This window comes from Mucilaginibacter humi (genome assembly GCF_013087555.1).
This window is the reverse complement of the sequence record NZ_JABFCR010000020.1, coordinates 16,459-35,805: the sequence shown is the minus strand read 5'-3', so window position 1 is coordinate 35,805 and position 19,347 is coordinate 16,459. Positions and strand designations below refer to the sequence as shown.

The following is a 19,347-nucleotide window of genomic DNA, read 5'->3' as shown; positions in this document are numbered from 1 at the left end:
TTTTTATTATTTATTAAATCCGACATCGAAACATCCGACATCGGAAATCAAAACTATGCTATTGCTTTTGCGTATAACTCAGACACATGTGCCCAGTTAATAACGTTCCAGATAGCTGCCAGGTAATCAGGGCGACGGTTTTGATATTTTAAATAGTAGGCGTGCTCCCAAACATCGATACCTAAAATTGGCGTACCTTTTACTTCGGCGATGTCCATTAACGGATTGTCCTGGTTTGGCGTTGAAGTTATTGCAAGTTTTTTATCAGCAGTAACAATTAACCAAGCCCAGCCTGATCCGAAACGGGTAGCACCCGCGTCAGATACCTTAGTTTTAAACTCGGCGAACGAACCGAAAGTGCTTCTTATCGCATCGGCCAAAGCGCCTGTAGGCTCGCCGCCACCGCTTGGCGAAAGCAGGGTCCAGAACAAAGTGTGGTTATAATGGCCGCCACCGTTGTTGCGTACAGCAGCCGGGTATTTTGAAATATTTTTAATGATATCATCAATATTACCATTAGCCTCCGGCTTACCTTCTAAAGCTTTGTTTAGGTTGGTAACGTAAGCATTGTGGTGTTTGCCATGGTGGATCTCCATGGTCAATTTATCAATGTGCGGTTCTAATGCATCAGTAGCATAAGATAACGCCGGTAGTGTAAATGCCATAATTGCTGTTTTAAAGTTTTTAATTGTTGTAGGAACAAATATAATGCGCTATAATGATTTTTGTTCTAAAATAATGTCATGTTTTTTTAGTTATAGCCTGTTAAACTTAGGCAGGTATAAATTTAAAAACTATTAAAGCCGTAATTCGTTGTAAGACAAGTCTAAATTTTAACTAAATTGAACTTAATTTTCGACGAAGATTTAATATACGTGTTAGTTAATAATTAAATTATTAACTTAGAACAAAAATTACAGTGTTCACAACCACTTCTTTTAATGACAAACACAATCGACCTTACCAATTGCGACACCGAACCAATACATATTCCCGGCCAAATACAATCGCACGGTTTCTTAATAGCTATTGATGCAAACGGTACCATTAAATTTCACAGTGAAAATATTACCGATTTTTTGCCGGGCTTACCGCCTAACTTATTAGGCAGGCCCATACATGATATTGAGCCGCTTATCGGCGCTAACGAACCGCCTGATTTTATAAACCAGCTGATAAGCTTTGGCCGAAGCAATAAAAGTTTTGATCAAACCAATCCGTTCAGTACGGATATACAGGGCATGCCATTTTATTTGATCATTAATGTATCCGGCCCGCTTTATTTACTGGAGTTTGAGCCGGTAGCGTCTGATCTGAAAAACGATTTGCAGCGTATGATTGCCCGCTCGATATCTGAAATGCTGGCTGATAAGGATCTAAACAACCTATTAACTAATACTGCCTTACAGGTAAAAAATATTATCGGTTATGATAGGGTGATGATCTACCGCTTTGCGGATGACAATCACGGCGAGGTTGTAGCAGAAGCCAAAAATGACGACCGAAACCTGGTTGGGTTTACACTACCCTGCATCCGACATCCCCAAGCAGGCCCGTGAGCTTTATAAACTTAACCTTACCCGGCTGATAGCAAACGTTCATACTACACCTGCAAAAATTATCACCACTAAACAATTAAGTGGCGACGATCCGCTTGATCTTACACAATCGCAATTACGCGCAGTATCGCCAATCCATATTCAGTATTTAATAAATATGGGGGTTAATTCCAGCTTTAGTATCTCGCTGATCTATAAAAAGAGCTTTGGGGATTGATAGCCTGCCATAATTACTCGCCGCGGTTTATTGATTACAGGGCACGCGATTCGGCTAAGCTTATCGGGCAGATCTTATCGTCGGCATTAGAGTTCAGGCAGGACGAGGCTAACCAGCACCTGCAGGACAAGTTTACAGCCACTGTAAATACGCTTTCTAAAAACATGCTCAAAAACAATAGCATCGAGGACGCCTTAACATTGAATGACATTAATATCCTGCACGCTACCAATGCTACCGGCGCGGTTTTAATTTATGAGAACAGTGTTACAAAATTAGGCAAAACACCTAACGACACCCAACTGCAGGAATTGACCAACTGGATCAAGGCAAATGTTACCGAAACATTTTATTATACCAATGAGTTGCCTTACATTTTCGCCCCGGCAGATGCTTTTAAAAAGGTAGCCAGCGGAATTTTGGTACTGACCTTATCAGCCGAATTATCTGAATATATTATCTGGTTTAAGCCCGAACATTTGGAAGTTGTTACCTGGGCCGGTAACCCGGATAAACCCGCAGAAATACTAACAGACGGCTCGCTAAAAATATCACCGAGGCAATCATTTGATGCCCGGGCTCAGGAGGTTTCGGGTAAATCTGAGCCATGGGGAGATGAGGAGATAAAATCTGTTACCCGTTTACGCACGGAAGTTAGCTATGCCATAAATCAAAAAGCCGGTGCTATACGTATGCTTAACGAGCGTTTAAAGCAGGCTTACGAAGAGTTGGATACTTTTAGCTATACCATATCGCACGACTTGAAGAACCCGTTATCAACTATAAAAGGGTATGCACAGGTTTTAACACGCGACCCAAACCTGGCACCGCGTACCAAAGATGTGCTATCGAAAATAGATAGCCGGGTTGACCGCATGAACTTGATGATAAACGAGGTACTGGAATATTCGCGCATTGGCCGGCTGGAGCTTAAACCGGTAGAGGTTAACGTAGCTGCTATTATTGACGATCATATCAAAGATCTTAAAATAGCTTACAACGCCGATCATGCAAACATCATCATTAAAAACACACCAAACGTGCAGGAGACCCAACCATGGTGTCGCAGGTGTTGGCTAACTTGTTAAGTAATGCTATTAAATACAGCCTGCCATCGGGCCAGCCTAAAATAGTTATTGACGCTATAGATAATGAAACAGATATAACCTATACCATTAAAGACAATGGGGTTGGTATAGATATTAAACAGCTTCCGCGCGTGTTTGAGCTGTTTAAACGCATGGATAATGTACAGGATATTGAAGGTACCGGCGTAGGCCTGGCCATTGTAAAACGTATTGTAGAAAAGCACAACGGTAAGATCTGGGTAGACAGTAAAATTAACGGAGGATCAACGTTCTTTGTATCGTTTAAAAAGTAACAGGTTTACTTTCGAGCCAGGGTTTTAAATTTTGCAAAGGTGTCATTGGCGGCAGCGATGATTATCTGCTCATCTTCGGGGGTGGCCGCGGCTTTGTTTAGGATGTCTTTAAAAGCGCCCCACATCTGGTGCATCTTATCGCCGTAACCGTTAAAAAACGATAGTCCTTTACCATCCTGTACCGGCAAATGCTGCTGCACCATTTTACTGATGATCTGCCCGCCAAGGGTCGATCCTTCAATTACATATAAGGCGCCAAAACCCTGTAAATAGTTTGTTATCTGTGGCAGCTCATTATTGGTTGGCATAGCTGGAATATTACCGCCTAAGGCTTTTATATCATCAGCTATCGCTGATGTTTTGCGGCGCTCGTCATAATCGGCCAGGTTTGATTGGTTTATATATCGTTCTATCTGTTTTCGAGTCCGCCAAAGTATCCATAAAAGGAGGTCAGGATATCGATATAATCCTGCATAGAGCGCATGCTTTTCATTTTACCAACTAATATTTTTTCGGTTTGCTGGTGGTTGGCTAATGTGGCCTCTTTAAGTTTCTCTGTGAACATTTACAGTAAAGAATTTACGGGGTAAAATGTTTTACCGCTTACTTTTAAAAAAGTTCCGCACCAGTTCTGAGCATTCATTTTCGCGGATGCCGCCCGTGATAACGGTTTTAGGATGGGTTATTTTCTGATTTAACCTGCCAAAGCCCAGCCGGGTATCATAAGCGCCAAAAACAATCTTACCTATCTGGAACCAATAGCTTGCCCCGGCGCACATTACGCAGGGCTCAAGCGTAACATATAGCGTGCAATCTTTTAAATATTTTCCGCCCATAAAATTGGCTGCAGCGGTTAGCGCCTGCATTTCGGCATGGGCAGATACATCATTCAGGCGTTCGGTTAAGTTATGGCCTTTACCAATGATCTTGCCCGGCAAACTACTACTGCACCAATGGGGATCTCGTCCTCGGCTAAAGCCAGTTTGGCTTCCTTGAGTGCCTCGTTCATAAAAAATTCGTCGGGCGATAATGCAGGCTCGTCGCCGAAGGTTACGTATCTCATTTAGTTTGTCCTCATTTAAAAATTGGCGATTACTCACCCCGCGATACTTTGTGCGCGCCCCTCTCTTCCGCAAGCGGGAAAGAGGGTTGTTTTTATATTATTTGATATTTAACCCTCTTTCCGCCGAAGGTGAAGAGACGGTGGTCGAGCGAAGCAACGACCGGGTGAGTTGTCGCCACCATGCTATACCAGCTTACTCCCGTTAGGCACGCGCTTATCAACCGCCGTTAAAACAATATCGCCATTCTCATCGGCAAAGCCGGTCACCAAAAACTCCGACATAAAATTGGCAATTTGCTTTTTAGGAAAATTCACCACTCCTACTATCTGCCTGCCCGGCAGTTCTTCTTTGGTATAATGCTTAGTGATCTGCGCGCTTGACCATTTGATCCCAAATTCGCCAAAATCAACCTTTACTTTAAAGGCTGGCTTACGCGCTTCGGGGAAATCAGCGGCCTCTAATATGGTTCCCACCCTTAATTCTACTTTTTCAAAATCGTTCCGGTGATGGTTTCCATAGTTTAATTTACTTAATCAGACACAAATATAATTATTTGAAATACCGCGATAAACCAGGCTGCAATAAGGATGTAACAATTTGATTTTAATTGTCGTATAAAGCAACATCACTATTAAACTGACGATGCAAACGAACCCTAAGCCGTTACTTGTAGTTACCCTAAATACAAACAGTATTGTAGTCCCTACAAGAAAAAATACCGTACATATTGATAACGCGCGCCGTATATTTCCGGCTATACATGAGCTGCAACCCACCGGCATTATTCTTGATTATGATTTCTGGGTGATGATACAGAAAAAATACTGCGCCGCATAAGCTCCAACCCATTTTACAGCAAGCTAAAGATCTATTGTTATAAATCGCGCCCGCATACTAAAGTCGATGGGCTTTTAACCGTATTAGGCGTGCAGCATTTTATTTATCCTGAAACTGCTACGCAGGCTAAAATAAGTGCAACGGCAAAAGTACTAAGCTATTTACTGGATGGTGCAGTAACCAGCAAACTTGCCGACGCGAGCTAATTAATCTATCCACTCAAACTTTGTATAAGGCACTAATGCCTCGGGTATTTTAATGCCCTTATCCGTTTGGTTATTCTCTAACAGCGTTGCAACAATGCGCGGCAAGGCCAGTGCGCTGCCATTTAAAGTATGCGCCAATTGTGTTTTACCCTCGGCATTACGGAACCGCAATTTTAAACGGTTACTCTGAAAAGTTTCAAAATTCGATACAGACGATACTTCCAGCCAGCGTTGCTGCGCGGCGCTCCGGTTTCCATATCATAAGTTAAGGCTGATGCAAAACCCATATCACCCCCACAAAGGCGCAATACCCGGTAAGGTAAACCAAGTTTTTGTAACAGGCCCTGTACATGCAGGCTCATTTGCTCCAATACATCATATGATGTTTCGGGATTAACTACCTGTACTATCTCTACTTTATCAAACTGGTGCAAACGGTTTAACCCGCGTACATGCGCGCCGTATGAGCCCGCTTCGCGGCGGAAGCAAGGTGTATGCCCGCAATTTGTATAGGCAGCTCATCGGCCTTTAAAATCACATCGCGGTATAGGTTGGTAATAGGCACCTCGGCAGTGGGTATCAGGTACATATTGTCTTCGTTAACAAAGTACATCTGCCCTTCCTTATCAGGCAACTGCCCGGTACCAAAGCCTGATGCTTCGTTAACCATCAGTGGTACGCTTACTTCTTTATAACCCGCTTTTTCGGCCTCATCAATAAAAAGTTGATCAGCGCGCGTTGCAGCTTGGCTCCTTTATTGGTATAAACCGGGAAACCAGCGCCGGTTATTTTTACACCCAGTTCAAAATCTATAAGCTTATATTTTGCGGCCAGCTCCCAGTGCGGTAAAGCATTTGCCGGAAGCTCTGGTATAGCGCCATTCTCCAACACCACCTCATTCTCTTCGGGAGTTAAGCCTTTGGGTACTGATGAATGCGGCAGGTTAGGTAACAATACCAACTTCTGGTAAAGGTTTTCCTCTATAGCGGCCAGTTCCTCATTATATTTCCTGATATCTTCTTTCCAAACGCCCGTTTTTGCCTTAATGGCTTCGGCTTCGTCCTTTTTCCGGTTCGCATCAACTCGCCTATTTGTTTGGCGGCAGCATTTGCTTCTGCAGAAGTGTTATCCAATTTTACCTGTGTTTGGCGACGCGAATCGTCCAACCGGATAATTTCGTCAACCAAATCAGCCTGTTTAAAATTTTTTACAGCTAAACGTTCTAAAACCTGTTCCCTGTTATCACGGATATAACTAACTTGCAGCATTATTTTTAATTTTCGACAAAGATATAATGAGTTGGCAGTTTGCAGTGCGCAGTTGGCAGTTTTTTTTGCCAACCTTTATACTGCCAACCGCAAACTAACAACTGCAAACTGAAATGACCGGCAAACTATACCTCGTCCCCACCCCCATTGGCAATCTGGAAGATATGACCTTTAGGGCCATACGCGTTTTAAAAGAGGCCGACCTGATACTGGCCGAAGACACCCGCACTTCGGCACCGTTGCTAAAGCACTTCGATATTCAGAAAAAGGTTTTCGCGCATCATCAGCATAACGAGCATCAAAGCAGTAACGAGATCATTAAGTTTTTACTGCAGGGACAAAACATCGCGTTGATATCAGACGCGGGCACACCTGCCATATCTGATCCGGGTTTCTTTTTAGTACGCGAGGCTTTGAAATTTAATATAGCTGTTGAATGTCTGCCCGGTGCAACCGCTTTTGTCCCGGCGCTGGTTAACTCGGGCTTCCCTACGGATAAATTTTGTTTTGAAGGCTTTTTGCCCCTGAAAAAGGGCGCCAGACACGCTATAAGTTTTTGGCTGATGAGGAACGTACCATTATACTTTATGAGTCGCCGCACCGTTTGTTAAAGACACTGGATGAAATGGCCACCTATTGGGGTGCCGACAGGCAGATCTCTGTATCGCGCGAGCTGACAAAGATGTTCGAGGAAACCGTGCGCGGCACCGTAACCGAAGTAAAAACCTATTACGAAACACACCCTGCAAAAGGCGAGTTTGTGATTTGTGTAGCGGGGGCTTTGCCTGACGAGAACGATAAAAAGAAAAAGAAGTACGGTAATGACGAGGATGAGGATTGATTATATGAATTTCAATTAAGTTGGTTATGACGGATACTTACCTAAACAGCGCTAAAAAACAATTACAGTATTATAAGTCGGTTGGCGAAAAACGATGGCCCAGTTAAAGGACGAGGATCTTTTCTGGGTTTATAATGAGGAGTGCAACAGCATCGCCATTATTGTACAACATCTTTGGGGTAATATGCTATCGCGATGGACGGACTTTTTAACCACCGACGGCGAGAAAGAATGGCGCAACCGCGACCTTGAATTTGAAAGCGTAATAAACACCAAAGACGAGTTAATGGAGAAATGGAACGCCGGTTGGCAATGCATGTTTGACGCTTTAGACTCGTTAAAACCGGAAGATTGTGAGAAAACCGTTTATATCCGTAGCGAACCGCATAGTGTAGTTGATGCTATTAACCGCCAGTTGGCGCACGTGCCTTATCATATTGGTCAGATAGTATTTATTGGTAAAATGGCAGCGTCAAACTGGATAGCGCTAACTATACCTAAAGGGCAGTCGAAAGCGTTTAATGCGGCAATGACTAAAAAACCGACGAGTAAGTTTTAAAATCAAACTCAGCCCGTCATGCCGAATTTATTTCGGCATCCCACGCGCTGAGTAAACGATTTACAATTCCAACTCGCTTTTCAAATCCTTCATTTCCGGGTTTGTCGTTTTTATGCGATTAATTTTCCAATCCTTATGCCATCGTTTAAGTTGTTTTTCTCTGTCAATAGCATCAGTGATCCGTTCAAAGTATTCAAAATAAACTAAATCGTACAATCTATAGCGTTTTACAAACACTGAACCTTCATTGTTAATATGTTGCCAAACCCGCGATTCTAATGAACTGGTAACTCCAATATAAAACGTTGTTCTATATTCGTTAGACATGATGTAAGTATATCCTTGTTTGAAAAGCACAATCTAAAATAAGCATTAGCGTTTACTTAGCATGTGGGATGCCGAAATAAATTCGGCATGACAAGCGGGAAAAAGAACAAGAATCATTTATAAATATCTAATTTTAACATCGTATACACAGCTAAGTTTTAATGAAAAAAAACATCCTCCTATCCCTGTTCTCCGGCTTGTTACTTTGGTTAGCGTGGCCGCCTATGCACTACACTACCGTATTTTTATTTTTTGGTTTGGTGCCGATGCTGGTAGCGATAGAAAACATCATCAACTCCACCTCCACCAAAAAGGGCAAGCTAATATTTAACACCACCTTCCCGGGTTTTTTTGTTTGGAATACGTTGAGCATTTATTGGGTGTATAATGCCTTAAAAATGATTGGCGAGGTAGTAGCCGTACCCGTTACGCTGATACCTTACGCGTTGGGCCCGCTCTTAATGTCGGCTGCGTGCTGGCTGTATTATCGTTTAAGATTGGCCACAAACCGCACGTTTGGATTGATAGGGCTGGTTTGTTTCTGGATAGGATACGAATACCTGCATCAAAGCTGGGACCTTAACTTCCCCGGATGACATTAGGTAATGGCTTTGCAACTATGCATCAATGGGTACAATGGTATGAGTATACCGGCGTGTATGGCGGCACCATTTGGATCTGGGCCATTAACATCCTTGTGTTTTTAATTTACATTGGCTTACGCGAGGCACAGTCCAGGCCGGTAAGGCAAAAATTAGTTATCGCTTTAATTGCTTTTTTGGTATTGCCATTAGCATTTTCTTTACACCGTTATACACATTATGAAGAACAGGTAAATCCTTCAAACATCGTAGTTGCCCAGCCTAACATTGACCCCTATGAAAAGAGCGGAACTATACCTGTATCAAACCAGATAGACATTTTAACCAAGCTATGCGATTCAATAGGACAAGTAAATACCGAGTTTTTATCTGGCCGGAAACTGCTATATCCGAGTATATGGACGAGGACCATATCCGCAGTAATAATTACTTTTTGCAGGCGCAACACTTTTTATCCAAATATAAAAACGGAAACCTTATAACCGGTGCTGAAACCTATAAGATTTACAGCACCAACCCGCCAAAAACCGCAACAGCTTTGCCTCAGGGTCAGTTTATGGATCATTACAGCACAGCATTAAATATCGAAAACTCTGCGCAGGTGCAGTTTTATCATAAATCTAAACTGGTGCCGGGCGCAGAATCGCTGCCGTTTGAACATGCGCTCTCATTTTTAAAACCGGTATTTGCGCATTTGGGAGGAGCTACCGGCGCCTACACGGGGCAGGATGCTCCAACCAACCTGTATGCGGCAAGCGGCATTGGCGCAGCGCCTGTTATCTGTTATGAGTCTATCTGGGGCGAGTGGGTAGCGCGGTCGGTACGCAGCGGGGCGCAGTTTATTGCCATTATTACCAACGATGGCTGGTGGGAAAACACATCAGGCAAGGACCAGCACTGGATTATGCCAAGCTGCGTGCTATTGAAACCCGGCGCTGGGTTTGTCGCTCGGCCAATACCGGTATCTCGGCATTTATTAACCAGCGCGGGGATATTGTGCAGCAAAGTAAATGGTGGGTTAAAACCGCGCTTAAACAAGATATTAACCTAAATTCCGACCTGACCTTTTATGTACAGCACGGCGATTACCTGCCTAAAACTGGTAGCTTTTTAGCGGTGTTGGGGATATTGTTTGTGGGGGTGAGGGTGAGGTTTAAAAGGAAAGAAACAAAAGCGTAAGGTGTCATGCTGAGCTTCGTCGAGCATGCGGGCAAAGGCCTTTACGCTCACCCTTCGACGGGCTCAGGGTGACAACCCACGCGTAAACAGTGCTATGCTCCTTCCCTGCTCAAAATAAAAGCCAACAGATCATTGATAGGCTGTTTGATAATTTTGCCGATGTGGATATCCTGCATTGCGGCAAGGGCTTTAAGTTCATCAGCAAACACGAAAGCTATGGAGCCTACAAAATGACTTTTAAAGGTATGGTATTCGGGATATGATTTGATATTGGTATCAATAAATTCCTGCAGGCCCTTTTTGATGAGTGCGCTGCCATAGTCGGTTTTGCGGATAACGTTCAGAAAACGCGCGAACGATGCCGGTATGAGTTTGGCGCCGGCTTTTGGTAAACGTTTTTTATTACCTCTTCTTTGGTTAGCTGGTAAGTATTGTTAAATAAGGTATGGATATCTTCGGGCATTAATCCGTATAAAAAATCAGTGATCAGCGCCCTGCCAAACCAGGTGCCTGCCCCTTCATCGCCCAAAATAAAACCTAACCCATGCTTGCCGGCGTGAATATCCTCGCCATCAAAAAAAGAAATATTTGAGCCGGTGCCTAATATACAACACAAACCCTTCTCGTGCCCGCAGGTGGCGTATGCCGAAGCCAACAGGTCGCTGTCGACACTTATGTATGCCTTGCTAAAAACACGCTCAGCGCGTTCGATACGATCTCATGCCTGTCGGGGCTTGAACAGCCGGCACCAAAAAAATAGACCTCTTTTACCTCTGCACCAAAAGCCACCAGATCCGGCGCCTGTTCCTGCAGTATTTTAACAATTTCTTTTTCTGATAAAAAGTAAGGGTTTAACCCCGGGGTTCTAAATGCCGTGGCTTCCTGCCCCGGTTGCTTAAGTAACCAATCTGTTTTTGTTGATCCGCTATCCGCGACTAAGATCATGGTAATTCTTCGAGTATTTTATGGGTAAGCGGCTTGTGGACGAAATGGGTGATATATTTATTGCCTGTTGATCTTTTAATATCGGTAGGATCAAATGATGAAGACAACAAGAAGATCTTGGTACCGGTTTTATCTATGTTCAACTTGTCATAGGCTTCTAAAAACTCAAAGCCACTCATTAACGGCATCCGTATATCAAGGAAAATTACATCGGGCTTGATCTCGCCTTTGCCTAATTGCTCAATAGCTTCGGTAGGCGATTCAGTCACAATTATGTTCTCGGCAAATTGGCTGCTTTCCAAAAGCCGGCGCGTAACAAAGTTGTCGATATAGTTATCGTCAACAAGCAAACATGTTTTGTAAGATCCGGCCATTTTCTACCATCAAAAATAACTAAATATTTGATTATTGAATATTTAAGTTGTTAGTTATTTGCTTTAAAGTTATTTCGGCCACTTTGGATTGGTATTGGGCGGCAAAAAACGTGGATTGTGCATCCGGTAGTTGCGTTGCGCTTCGCGGATCTCTAAAGGTGTGATGGTTCCTATTTTATATTTATCTAATGATATCTCGGGTTGCGCTTAGCTATAGCAACGTTTGATTGCCCCAGCTTTACCAGGTCAAGGCCCGACAGGTAGCTTACATACAAACTGCTTATCTGCGCTTCAACATTTAAGCGTGCCTGTTTAACATCAACTATGGCATTGTCAATCTGTATCTTAGCATTACGTTCTTTACGTGTTTGGTTAAACCCGTCGAAAATGTTGATAGATGCCGTTAACCCATAGTTTAACCCGTGTGCATCCTGTACCGGGTAAAACCTGCGGGGGTTTTGTTATGGCTCCGGTATAGCCTGCACCAACGCCTACGGTAGGATAACGGGTAGCCTGTACCTGCTTTAAGTTAATATCGGCAATACGCTTATTAATTTGTGCCGATATAATAGTTGGGTTTTGGGTTTGCGCGGCGCTTATAACATCACCTAAACGCATATTATTATCTACAACAATGGTATCGGCTACTGTAAAATCGGTTTGCAGGTCGCGCACCATTAATTGGTTCAGCCTTATTTTAGACGCTTTAAATTGCTGCTGCAACTTTAAATATTGAGCTGTATCGGTATTTAAACTTACCTGCGCGTTCAACACATCAAGTTTTGATACGGTACCTACACTAAATTTATCATTAGCATACCTTAATTGCGTGCGTGATATTTCCATTACGCCTAACTGTGCTTTTAGCTGCTCATACTGGTTAATCAGATCATAATAAGTTAGTATTACATCGCCGGTAGTGCTTAAAACGGTATCATGGGTACTAACCGCGCTTAGCTCGTTTAACTGTTTAAGCTGATCGTAATTGGCAAACATGGCAAAGCCGTCAAAAATTGTCCAGTTAAGTGCCGGGCCATAGCTTAAGCTGCTGTTTTTAGCGCTGGGGATACTATTTACCGTACCGTCCGACCGGGTTTGCTCGATACGCTGGCGGCTATTATTCTGGCTAAAGCTACCGGTAACTTGCGGTAAAAACCCCGCGTTGCCAATGGTAACATTATTTTGCGCTATGGCTTTATTATTTTTAGCCAATACAATATTGTAGTTGTTTTTTAAAGCTATTTCAACCGCCTCTCTTAATGTTAATAAGGGGGCGGTTTGTGCCTTAACTGTGGCTGTTACTGCCATATAGCAACAAAGCAAGCAAGCTAATTTTTTCAGTTTCATCATTTGCTTATTCGTTTTCAATCAGTTTTACCTTCTTCTTTTTCTTGCCTGTATCATCAGGGTCTTCAGCATCAGGATCCTTACGTGTTTTTGAAGCAATAAGCATGTACATTGCGGGGATGACATATAATGTAAGCACCAGCGAAAACAACATACCGCCTATAATAACAATACCTAATGATACCCGGCTTTTTGCACCCGCGCCCAACGCCAATGCAATAGGCACCGAACCTAATACTACGGCCGGGCTTGTCATCAATATCGGGCGTAAACGGGCAGTTGCAGCTTCAACAACAGCTTCATACTTAGCCAGGCCATGTTCCATTTTTTGATTGGCAAACTCTACTATAAGGATACCGTTTTTGGTTACCAACCCCACTAGGGTGATGATACCTATCTGGCTAAATATGTTTAATGATTGATTAAACAACCATAGCGACAGGAAAGCACCTGCAATAGCCAATGGCACTGTAAGCATTACAATAACCGGGTCTTTAAAACTTTCAAATTGTGCGGCAAGTACCGGTATATCAGCAACAACGCGAAGATGAATGCGAACATGATGTTTGACGCGCTTTCGGCAAAATCTCTGGATGCACCGCTTAATGAAGTGCTGAAGGTTTCGTCGAGGGTTTCTTTGGCGATGCGGTTCATCTCGTTTACGCCGTCGCCTATGGTATGGCCCGGCGATAAACCGGCCGGAAAGTAGCCGATTTAAAACGGTTAAAGTGATAAATAGATGGTGGCGTTGCATCCTCGTCAACTTTAACCACGTTATCCAATTGTATCAGCCTGCCCTTGTCGTTTCGTACATAAATAGTCTTTAAGTCAAGCGGCTGATCGCGGTTAGCCCTGTCAACCTGGGCCACTACCCGGGTATTGTTTACCGTTTAGTAAGAAATAAGCTACACGGCCGGCACTATAATATAATTGCAGGGTTTGGGCAATGTCAGATACAGAAACACCCAGATCACGTGCCCGTTCTCTATCGGTAACTACTCTTAGCTCGGGTTTTGTAAATTTCAGGTCTATATCGGGTGTTACAAAAACCGGGCTTTTTAGCACTTTATCAAAAAAGTCGGGCAGCACTTTACGGATTTTTTCAAAATCCCGGTTTTGCACCACAAACTGTACAGGTTGGGCACTACGCCCGCCACCACCACTAATGGTTTGTTCCTGTGAAACATTAATCCTTACATCAGGGAAACGGCTTACTTTTTTAGTGAGCCAATCGGCTATGTCCTGTTGCGAGCGTTCACGTTCGCCGGGCGGCACCAAACCTATCCGGCCAAAACCGCTATTTACAGCGCCGCTTCCGCCACGGCCTGCGGCTACTATCTCGATATTGACATTTGCTTCAGGGATAGAATCTGCAATCATATCAGAAAGCGCATCCATATTCCTGGTCATAAACTCGTACCCCGCACCTTCTGCCCCGGTTACATTATAACGCAGCAAGCTTTTATCATCAAGTGGTGCTAACTCTGATGGTATGGCGCCGTTAAGTCCCCAGATAATACCTATCGATCCGATTAATATCACGATAGCTATCCAGCGATGCTTCATAAAGTTAACCAGCGATTCGGTATACGAGTTGGTCATGTTCACGAAGAACGGTTCTGTTCTTTCGTAGAACTTAGATTTTTTTGAGTCTTTACGGATCAGCTTAACATTCAGCATCGGTGTTAACGACAGGGATACAAAAGCCGATATTAATACCGAACCTGCGACGACGACCGCAAACTCACGAAACAAACGGCCTGTAAAGCCCTGTAAAAACATGATAGGTAAAAATACCGCAGCCAATGTGATAGAGGTAGATACTACCGCGAACAAGATCTCGGCCGACCCCTCGAAGGCCGCTTTACGGATAGCCATGCCTTCTTCTACCTTTTTATAGATGTTTTCCGTCACCACTATACCATCATCCACCACCGGGCCCGTAGCCAGCACAATACCCAACAGCGTTAATATATTGATAGAGTACCCGAAGATATACATCAGGAAAAATGCGCCTATTAATGATACGGGTATATCTATTAACGGACGGAAAGCGATCAACCAGTCTCGGAAAAACAGGTAAATAATAATTACCACCAATATAAAGGAGATTGCCGGGGTTTCCTCAACCTCTGTGATAGACTGTTTAATAAACCTGGTATTGTCAGTTAACACCTTTACATGGATATCAGGCGGCAGGTCTTTTTTAAGTTGTTCAAATCTTTTATAAAAGTCTTCGGCTATTTGTACGTAATTGGCACCGGGCTGCGGTACAATGGCCAGCGCCACCTGTAATGAACCCGACTCTTTAAAAGCAGTTTCCTCATTAGCCGAGCCTAAAACGGCATAACCTACATCGCGTAAGCGGATCACCCTGTTACTATCTGCACGAATGATCAGATCATTAAACTCCTTTTCGGTACTCATTTTACCAATGGCACGTATAATCAATTCGGTATTGTTACCTTCTATCTTACCTGCGGGTAACTCTACGTTCTCGCGGTTAAGCGCGTCAGTGATTTCAGTAGCGGCAAGGCCCGGGGGCAGATAATTTTGCAGGATCAATCCATAAACGCATAGCGTACTGGCGCTGTCCCTGTATGTTAATAGCGCTTACACCGGGGATAGTTTGCAGGCCTTCCTGTAACACGTTTTCGGCATAATCATTAACCTGCATAATATTACGCTTATCGCTGGTAACTGATACCGTGATAATGTTATCCGCATTAGCATCGGCCTTGCTAACAACAGGCGGAGCGTTTATATCCTGTGGCAGTTGGCGCTGTGCCTGGCTTACTTTATCGCGCACGTCATTGGCGGCGGTTTCCGTGTCGGCGTCAAGGTCAAACTCTACCGTGATATTACTTGATCCAACCGAGCTGGAAGATGAAATATTACGGATACCCGGTACACCGTTAATAGCTTTCTCCAACGGCTCGGTAATTTGCGATTCGATCACATCGGCATTTGCGCCCGAGTAGCTGGTACTAACAGATATAATCGGCGGATCGATAGAAGGGAAATCCCGGATACCCAAAAAGGTATAACCTATAATACCGAACACTACAATTACGATGGACATAACTGTAGCCAGTACGGGCCTTTTTATACTAACTGAGGATAAACTCATATACCAGGCTGCTTATTTTATTACTTTAATTATTTTCAACGGAACTTTAGGGCGCATCTGGATAATACCCGACACTACAACACTATCACCGGCTTTAAACCACTTACTATTTGTATTTTGGTAGCCGTACGCAAGTCGGTTTTTACCGGTTTGGCCAAAGCCTTGCCGTTATGATATACGTAAACTACACTGCTTTTCAAATCGGGCACTACGCATTCTGTAGGTACCATAATGGTTTTAGGTATTTGGTCAAGCTCAAGGTTTATTTTGGCAAAGCTGCCCGCGGTAAGTAAGCCTTTAGGGTTAGGGGCCTTAGCCCTAACAGTTAGGGTACGAGCTTACATCAATTGATGGTTCGATAGCATAAACTGCTGCTTTAAATTTTTCCTCGGAGCTGGGTATGGTAAAACTAACTTTAGTGCCTTTGCTAACCAACGGCAAATACTTCTCCGGGACAGAAAAGGTAACTTTCGCCGGATCGATATTTACCAGTGTCGCGATAGCGGTATTGGGCGACAAATAACCACCCGGACTTACATTACGCAAACCTATAGTGCCGGAGAATGGTGCCCGAACTTCGGTTTTTGCTATTTGTGCCTTTAAAACATCGCTTTGCGCCAGTAAAGTATTAAGCCCGGTAAGCGATGTGTCATACTCCTGCTGGCTTATGGCTTCTTTCTGTAATAGAATTTTATTACGGTTCTCATTTTGCTTAGCCGGGGCTACCTGGTATTGATTTTGTTTTAAAGCAGCTACCTGATCCTTATCATAAACCTTAACTAATAGCTGGCCCTTTTTTACGTGGCTGCCTTCGGTAAAGTATATGCCGGTGATATTACCTGCGGTCTCGCTTACCAGGCTTACCTTTTCGTTGGCATCTATTGTTCCGGTTATATCAATATTATTATCAAGCGTAGTATCTTTAACTATCATCAGCCTTACCGATACGGGGCCGTTACGTCCTTTGCCCTTACCGCCTTTACCTTTGGTATCGGCCGCGCTTATTTTTTGGCCTTGGCGCTAAAAAATTTGTTGTAAACTAAAGCGCCGACCACTATTGCCAGCAAAATGTATATAATATACCCGGTTTTCATATCCTGATAATAATTAGCTAATTGTGGTTTTTGTATTTTTAAATTCTACTAAGTTGATTTTCATTTTATTTAAAACGCTTTCAAATATTTGCATATCATTGGCAGATATGTCTTTGGCAGCGCTGCGGTTCATATGTTCAAAAGCCTCAATTATATGCGGCACCGCTTTTTTAGCTTTAGCTGTTACACCTAATAAATGCTGTCTCCTGTCGTCGGGGTTTATTTGGCGATAAACAAAACCTTTATCGGTAAGCGTATCAATAATTTTTACGATGATGGACTTATCTTTACCCAATTTTTCGGCGAGGGCCTTTTGGGTGAGCTCGCCATCGTGATAATAAATTACTGTTAAAGGGTAATAATACCGGTCTATATCCGGTGCTGCATATGGGTGCTCAATACAGCCAGGTATGCTTTACCCAAAACATTAAGCTTGCGCGATATTGGTTCTATTACCTTCCCTTTCATAAGCAGATTGTAAAAGTAAACGGTTATGAAAGTTAATAGTTGCATGTATCAACCATTTTACAACAAGTTTTGATAATGAAATATCAGGCTAAACAGCAAAATTTTATACCTTGCAGCTATGAAAAAAATTAAATTATCAGTTATTTTTTCTTTAATCCTATTTTTTATGGCTACCACCGGTAATGCTGCAGATAGTGCTGGCATAACTTATACTGTATCTTTTCCTGAAGCACAAGCGCATTACGCTGATGTAGAAATGAAGATAACCGGATTAAAACAAAATACTTTAGAGCTAAAAATGCCGGTTTGGACACCGGGATCTTATCTTATCCGCGAGTTTGAGCGCAACATAGAAACATTGACTGTTACGGCCAATGGTAAAGAAATCACTACAACTAAAACACGCAAAAACATCTGGCAGCTTAACACTACCGGTATTACAGACCTTACTGTAAAATATCGTGTGTATGCTTTCGAGATCTCGGTACGTACCAGTTTTATCGATGCTAAACATGGTTTCCTTTCATCGCCTGATATTTTTATTTACCCGGGCAATATGCTGCATGCACCGTCAACTATCCATATTATACCTTATAAAGGGTGGACCAGCGTATCAACCAGTTTAGAGAAAGTAAATGGCGATAGCTTTACCCGCTACTCGCCCAATTATGATATCCTGTTTGATTCGCCTATTGAGGTTGGTAACCCGGGGACGTTTTTGGTTTTAATGTAGGCGGCGTAGCTTACGAAGTTGCCATGGTTGGCGGCGGCAGTTATGATAAGGATCGCCTTAAAAAGACCTGGCCAAAGTTATTGAGCAGGAAGTAGCTATTTTTGGCGAAAACCCTAACAAGCATTATACCTTTATTGTACATAATTATTTAAAGGGAGGCGGAGGTCTTGAGCATTTAAGCTCGACCGTATTAGGCGCCTCGCGCGAGACTTATGCTACAGACAATGGTTATGAAAACTTTTTAAGCCTTGCCGCACATGAGCATTTTCATTTATGGAACGTTAAGCGCCTGCGCCCTATTGTGTTAGGTCCGTTTGATTATGATAATGAGAATTATACCACTAATTTATGGATAGCCGAAGGCTTTACCGCTTATTACCGGGATATCATTGTACGCCGTACACAGTTATACACGCCTGATAATTATTTAAATGTTTTAGCCACCGAGATAAACCAGCTGGAAAACCAGCCGGGTGTTAAATTTCAAAGCCTGTCGGCATCAAGTTATGATGCCCGGATTAAGGCTTACAGGCCTAATGAAAATTCGGCAAACAGCACCATATCTTATTACACCAAGGGCGCATTGGTGGCCTTACTGCTTGACCTGGAGATCATCAATGCTACCAAAGGCAGAAGCTCGTTAGATGATGTGATGAAATACATGTATAACGAATATTACAAAGCAAAAGGCCGTGGCTATACCGATGCCGAGTTTAAACAAGCCCTTGAAAAATTTGCCGGCAAAAATCTTGATCAATTTTATGCTGATTACATTAATGGCCTGACACCAATAGATTATAATAAATACGTGGCTTATGCAGGTTATAAAATAACCGACGAGTTGGCAGGCAGTAACGACGCTGCTTTAGGCATAACCCGTTATCCGGGCATCCCAAGGGTTATAGTAACGGGCGTAGTGCGCAATAGCTCGGCACGGGTGGATGGTATAAATGTTAATGATGAAATAGTTGCTATTGACGGCGCAACCGTACCAGAAACCGGCGATTTGATAGCCGGCAAAAAACCGGGAGATAAAATTATGGTAACCCTAATACGCGATGGTTTAAAGCAAACCCTGCCTGTTACTTTACTTAAAAGCAACAAAGTAAAATACAAATTTGAAGAGCTGCCGAATGTTAATGCGCAGCAATTAACCGTACGGAAGAAATGGTTGACACTAAAGTAAGATTGTCGCCATATAAACCAATCAATCTTA

At 43.1% G+C, this 19,347-nt stretch carries 31 protein-coding genes and 2 pseudogenes; 12 read left to right on the top strand and 21 right to left on the bottom strand.

What is annotated here, in order from left to right:
• Positions 1-53: 53 nt before the first annotated feature.
• Positions 54-665, bottom strand: a complete 612-nt coding sequence (locus tag HK413_RS05905) for a superoxide dismutase (RefSeq protein ID WP_175269487.1) — start codon at positions 663-665, stop codon at positions 54-56.
• Between the two features lie 276 nt (positions 666-941).
• Here HK413_RS05905 and HK413_RS05900 point away from each other — a divergent pair, with 276 nt between their 5' ends.
• The 4 genes from HK413_RS05900 to HK413_RS05885 are packed head-to-tail and all read left to right on the top strand — an operon-like array spanning position 942 to position 3,157.
• Positions 942-1,559 carry a phytochrome family protein gene (locus tag HK413_RS05900; protein ID WP_175269486.1) on the top strand — a complete coding sequence of 206 codons (618 nt, stop codon included), beginning with the start codon at positions 942-944 and terminating at the stop codon, positions 1,557-1,559.
• Positions 1,513-1,776: a hypothetical protein gene (locus HK413_RS05895; protein ID WP_175269485.1), complete on the top strand. Its 264-nt coding sequence runs from the start codon at positions 1,513-1,515 to the stop codon at positions 1,774-1,776. Before HK413_RS05900 ends, HK413_RS05895 begins: the two co-directional genes overlap by 47 nt.
• Positions 1,773-2,864, top strand: coding sequence for a histidine kinase dimerization/phospho-acceptor domain-containing protein (locus HK413_RS05890; RefSeq protein ID WP_175269484.1), 1,092 nt, complete (start codon positions 1,773-1,775; stop codon positions 2,862-2,864). The genes HK413_RS05895 and HK413_RS05890 overlap by 4 nt, the downstream gene beginning before the upstream one ends.
• A complete protein-coding gene (locus tag HK413_RS05885; RefSeq protein ID WP_175269483.1) occupies positions 2,834-3,157 on the top strand; it encodes a sensor histidine kinase in 324 nt (107 codons plus the stop codon). Before HK413_RS05890 ends, HK413_RS05885 begins: the two co-directional genes overlap by 31 nt.
• A 5-nt stretch (positions 3,158-3,162) precedes the next feature.
• On the opposite strand, the gene HK413_RS05880 is transcribed toward HK413_RS05885, so the two are convergent.
• From HK413_RS05880 to serS, 6 genes and pseudogenes are all read right to left on the bottom strand, one after another.
• Positions 3,163-3,465, bottom strand: coding sequence for a biliverdin-producing heme oxygenase (locus HK413_RS05880; protein WP_175269482.1), 303 nt, complete (start codon positions 3,463-3,465; stop codon positions 3,163-3,165).
• 101 nt (positions 3,466-3,566) lie between these two features.
• The gene (locus HK413_RS05875) at positions 3,567-3,722 is read right to left on the bottom strand and encodes a heme oxygenase-like domain-containing protein (protein WP_175269481.1); all 156 of its coding nucleotides are present in this window, start codon (positions 3,720-3,722) and stop codon (positions 3,567-3,569) included.
• A 31-nt stretch (positions 3,723-3,753) separates the two neighbouring features.
• On the bottom strand, positions 3,754-4,095 hold the full coding sequence (locus tag HK413_RS05870) for a nucleoside deaminase (RefSeq protein WP_317169331.1): 342 nt from the start codon (positions 4,093-4,095) through the stop codon (positions 3,754-3,756).
• Positions 4,059-4,220, bottom strand: coding sequence for a hypothetical protein (locus HK413_RS20850; protein WP_317169330.1), 162 nt, complete (start codon positions 4,218-4,220; stop codon positions 4,059-4,061). The genes HK413_RS05870 and HK413_RS20850 overlap by 37 nt, the downstream gene beginning before the upstream one ends.
• Positions 4,221-4,403: 183 nt before the next feature.
• Positions 4,404-4,694, bottom strand: coding sequence for a tRNA-binding protein (locus HK413_RS05865; protein ID WP_175269480.1), 291 nt, complete (start codon positions 4,692-4,694; stop codon positions 4,404-4,406).
• 570 nt (positions 4,695-5,264) lie between these two features.
• A pseudogene (serS, locus tag HK413_RS05860) lies at positions 5,265-6,532 on the bottom strand (serine--tRNA ligase).
• Between the two features lie 113 nt (positions 6,533-6,645).
• Between serS and rsmI the strand changes: the two are divergent.
• Positions 6,646-7,373: pseudogene (rsmI, locus tag HK413_RS05855) on the top strand (16S rRNA (cytidine(1402)-2'-O)-methyltransferase).
• A gap of 94 nt (positions 7,374-7,467) precedes the next feature.
• Complete coding sequence (locus HK413_RS05850) at positions 7,468-7,932, top strand: DUF1572 family protein (protein WP_217452094.1); 465 nt, start codon at positions 7,468-7,470, stop codon at positions 7,930-7,932.
• 60 nt (positions 7,933-7,992) lie between these two features.
• On the opposite strand, the gene HK413_RS22010 is transcribed toward HK413_RS05850, so the two are convergent.
• A complete protein-coding gene (locus HK413_RS22010; RefSeq protein ID WP_394353137.1) occupies positions 7,993-8,289 on the bottom strand; it encodes a GIY-YIG nuclease family protein in 297 nt (98 codons plus the stop codon).
• A 131-nt stretch (positions 8,290-8,420) separates the two neighbouring features.
• Between HK413_RS22010 and HK413_RS16985 the strand changes: the two genes are divergently transcribed.
• The 4 genes from HK413_RS16985 (at position 8,421) to HK413_RS16970 (ending at position 10,303) form a co-directional block, all read left to right on the top strand.
• On the top strand, positions 8,421-8,855 hold the full coding sequence (locus HK413_RS16985; RefSeq protein ID WP_246229896.1) for a hypothetical protein: 435 nt from the start codon (positions 8,421-8,423) through the stop codon (positions 8,853-8,855).
• Positions 8,852-9,343 carry a hypothetical protein gene (locus tag HK413_RS16980; RefSeq protein ID WP_246229895.1) on the top strand — a complete coding sequence of 164 codons (492 nt, stop codon included), beginning with the start codon at positions 8,852-8,854 and terminating at the stop codon, positions 9,341-9,343. The genes HK413_RS16985 and HK413_RS16980 overlap by 4 nt, the downstream gene beginning before the upstream one ends.
• A complete protein-coding gene (locus HK413_RS16975) occupies positions 9,259-9,912 on the top strand; it encodes a nitrilase-related carbon-nitrogen hydrolase (RefSeq protein ID WP_246229893.1) in 654 nt (217 codons plus the stop codon). Before HK413_RS16980 ends, HK413_RS16975 begins: the two co-directional genes overlap by 85 nt.
• Positions 9,913-10,129: 217 nt before the next feature.
• A complete protein-coding gene (locus HK413_RS16970) occupies positions 10,130-10,303 on the top strand; it encodes a hypothetical protein (protein ID WP_246229891.1) in 174 nt (57 codons plus the stop codon).
• Positions 10,304-10,380: 77 nt separating this feature from the next.
• Here HK413_RS16970 and HK413_RS16965 read toward each other — a convergent pair whose 3' ends face one another.
• The 13 genes from HK413_RS16965 to HK413_RS05800 form a co-directional block, all read right to left on the bottom strand.
• Positions 10,381-10,695: a hypothetical protein gene (locus tag HK413_RS16965; RefSeq protein WP_246229889.1), complete on the bottom strand. Its 315-nt coding sequence runs from the start codon at positions 10,693-10,695 to the stop codon at positions 10,381-10,383.
• Positions 10,696-10,712: 17 nt separating this feature from the next.
• Positions 10,713-10,985, bottom strand: a complete 273-nt coding sequence (locus tag HK413_RS16960; protein ID WP_246229887.1) for a hypothetical protein — start codon at positions 10,983-10,985, stop codon at positions 10,713-10,715.
• On the bottom strand, positions 10,982-11,359 hold the full coding sequence (locus HK413_RS05830) for a response regulator (protein WP_262886805.1): 378 nt from the start codon (positions 11,357-11,359) through the stop codon (positions 10,982-10,984). The genes HK413_RS16960 and HK413_RS05830 overlap by 4 nt, the downstream gene beginning before the upstream one ends.
• Before the next feature lie 185 nt (positions 11,360-11,544).
• Entirely contained in the window at positions 11,545-11,748 is a 204-nt protein-coding gene (locus tag HK413_RS05825) for a TolC family protein (RefSeq protein WP_317169334.1), read from the bottom strand.
• Complete coding sequence (locus HK413_RS05820) at positions 11,732-12,667, bottom strand: TolC family protein (protein ID WP_175269477.1); 936 nt, start codon at positions 12,665-12,667, stop codon at positions 11,732-11,734. Before HK413_RS05820 ends, HK413_RS05825 begins: the two co-directional genes overlap by 17 nt.
• Before the next feature lie 46 nt (positions 12,668-12,713).
• Positions 12,714-13,184, bottom strand: coding sequence for an efflux RND transporter permease subunit (locus tag HK413_RS16955; protein WP_246229883.1), 471 nt, complete (start codon positions 13,182-13,184; stop codon positions 12,714-12,716).
• A complete protein-coding gene (locus HK413_RS16950) occupies positions 13,184-13,360 on the bottom strand; it encodes a hypothetical protein (RefSeq protein ID WP_246229881.1) in 177 nt (58 codons plus the stop codon). The genes HK413_RS16955 and HK413_RS16950 overlap by 1 nt, the downstream gene beginning before the upstream one ends.
• A 17-nt stretch (positions 13,361-13,377) precedes the next feature.
• Positions 13,378-13,575 carry an efflux RND transporter permease subunit gene (locus tag HK413_RS19420; RefSeq protein ID WP_317169329.1) on the bottom strand — a complete coding sequence of 66 codons (198 nt, stop codon included), beginning with the start codon at positions 13,573-13,575 and terminating at the stop codon, positions 13,378-13,380.
• Positions 13,562-15,271, bottom strand: a complete 1,710-nt coding sequence (locus HK413_RS05815) for an efflux RND transporter permease subunit (RefSeq protein WP_262886804.1) — start codon at positions 15,269-15,271, stop codon at positions 13,562-13,564. Before HK413_RS05815 ends, HK413_RS19420 begins: the two co-directional genes overlap by 14 nt.
• The gene (locus HK413_RS19415; RefSeq protein ID WP_262886803.1) at positions 15,228-15,836 is read right to left on the bottom strand and encodes an efflux RND transporter permease subunit; all 609 of its coding nucleotides are present in this window, start codon (positions 15,834-15,836) and stop codon (positions 15,228-15,230) included. The genes HK413_RS05815 and HK413_RS19415 overlap by 44 nt, the downstream gene beginning before the upstream one ends.
• A gap of 74 nt (positions 15,837-15,910) precedes the next feature.
• Positions 15,911-16,066: a hypothetical protein gene (locus tag HK413_RS05810; protein ID WP_175269476.1), complete on the bottom strand. Its 156-nt coding sequence runs from the start codon at positions 16,064-16,066 to the stop codon at positions 15,911-15,913.
• 88 nt (positions 16,067-16,154) lie between these two features.
• Positions 16,155-16,769, bottom strand: coding sequence for an efflux RND transporter periplasmic adaptor subunit (locus HK413_RS05805; protein ID WP_175269475.1), 615 nt, complete (start codon positions 16,767-16,769; stop codon positions 16,155-16,157).
• Between the two features lie 174 nt (positions 16,770-16,943).
• On the bottom strand, positions 16,944-17,273 hold the full coding sequence (locus HK413_RS05800; protein ID WP_317169333.1) for a MarR family winged helix-turn-helix transcriptional regulator: 330 nt from the start codon (positions 17,271-17,273) through the stop codon (positions 16,944-16,946).
• Between the two features lie 243 nt (positions 17,274-17,516).
• Here HK413_RS05800 and HK413_RS16945 point away from each other — a divergent pair, with 243 nt between their 5' ends.
• Both HK413_RS16945 and HK413_RS16940 read left to right on the top strand, forming a co-directional pair.
• Positions 17,517-18,131: a M61 family metallopeptidase gene (locus tag HK413_RS16945; RefSeq protein ID WP_246229878.1), complete on the top strand. Its 615-nt coding sequence runs from the start codon at positions 17,517-17,519 to the stop codon at positions 18,129-18,131.
• A 67-nt stretch (positions 18,132-18,198) separates the two neighbouring features.
• Entirely contained in the window at positions 18,199-19,317 is a 1,119-nt protein-coding gene (locus tag HK413_RS16940) for a M61 family metallopeptidase (protein ID WP_317169332.1), read from the top strand.
• Positions 19,318-19,347 lie beyond the last annotated feature (30 nt).

Coding starts and splice junctions, on each gene's coding strand:
- HK413_RS05905 (WP_175269487.1), bottom strand. CDS start 665: ATGGCATTTACACTACCGGCGTTATCTTATGCTACTGATGCATTAGAA.
- HK413_RS05900 (WP_175269486.1), top strand. CDS start 942: ATGACAAACACAATCGACCTTACCAATTGCGACACCGAACCAATACAT.
- HK413_RS05885 (WP_175269483.1), top strand. CDS start 2,834: ATGGTGTCGCAGGTGTTGGCTAACTTGTTAAGTAATGCTATTAAATAC.
- HK413_RS05880 (WP_175269482.1), bottom strand. CDS start 3,465: ATGCCAACCAATAATGAGCTGCCACAGATAACAAACTATTTACAGGGT.
- HK413_RS05875 (WP_175269481.1), bottom strand. CDS start 3,722: ATGTTCACAGAGAAACTTAAAGAGGCCACATTAGCCAACCACCAGCAA.
- HK413_RS20850 (WP_317169330.1), bottom strand. CDS start 4,220: ATGAGATACGTAACCTTCGGCGACGAGCCTGCATTATCGCCCGACGAA.
- HK413_RS05850 (WP_217452094.1), top strand. CDS start 7,468: ATGGCCCAGTTAAAGGACGAGGATCTTTTCTGGGTTTATAATGAGGAG.
- HK413_RS16985 (WP_246229896.1), top strand. CDS start 8,421: ATGAAAAAAAACATCCTCCTATCCCTGTTCTCCGGCTTGTTACTTTGG.
- HK413_RS16980 (WP_246229895.1), top strand. CDS start 8,852: ATGACATTAGGTAATGGCTTTGCAACTATGCATCAATGGGTACAATGG.
- HK413_RS16975 (WP_246229893.1), top strand. CDS start 9,259: ATGGACGAGGACCATATCCGCAGTAATAATTACTTTTTGCAGGCGCAA.
- HK413_RS16960 (WP_246229887.1), bottom strand. CDS start 10,985: ATGATCTTAGTCGCGGATAGCGGATCAACAAAAACAGATTGGTTACTT.
- HK413_RS05830 (WP_262886805.1), bottom strand. CDS start 11,359: ATGGCCGGATCTTACAAAACATGTTTGCTTGTTGACGATAACTATATC.
- HK413_RS05820 (WP_175269477.1), bottom strand. CDS start 12,667: ATGGCAGTAACAGCCACAGTTAAGGCACAAACCGCCCCCTTATTAACA.
- HK413_RS16955 (WP_246229883.1), bottom strand. CDS start 13,184: ATGCTTACAGTGCCATTGGCTATTGCAGGTGCTTTCCTGTCGCTATGG.
- HK413_RS16950 (WP_246229881.1), bottom strand. CDS start 13,360: ATGAACCGCATCGCCAAAGAAACCCTCGACGAAACCTTCAGCACTTCA.
- HK413_RS19415 (WP_262886803.1), bottom strand. CDS start 15,836: ATGAGTTTATCCTCAGTTAGTATAAAAAGGCCCGTACTGGCTACAGTT.
- HK413_RS05810 (WP_175269476.1), bottom strand. CDS start 16,066: ATGGTACCTACAGAATGCGTAGTGCCCGATTTGAAAAGCAGTGTAGTT.
- HK413_RS05805 (WP_175269475.1), bottom strand. CDS start 16,769: ATGATAGTTAAAGATACTACGCTTGATAATAATATTGATATAACCGGA.
- HK413_RS16945 (WP_246229878.1), top strand. CDS start 17,517: ATGAAAAAAATTAAATTATCAGTTATTTTTTCTTTAATCCTATTTTTT.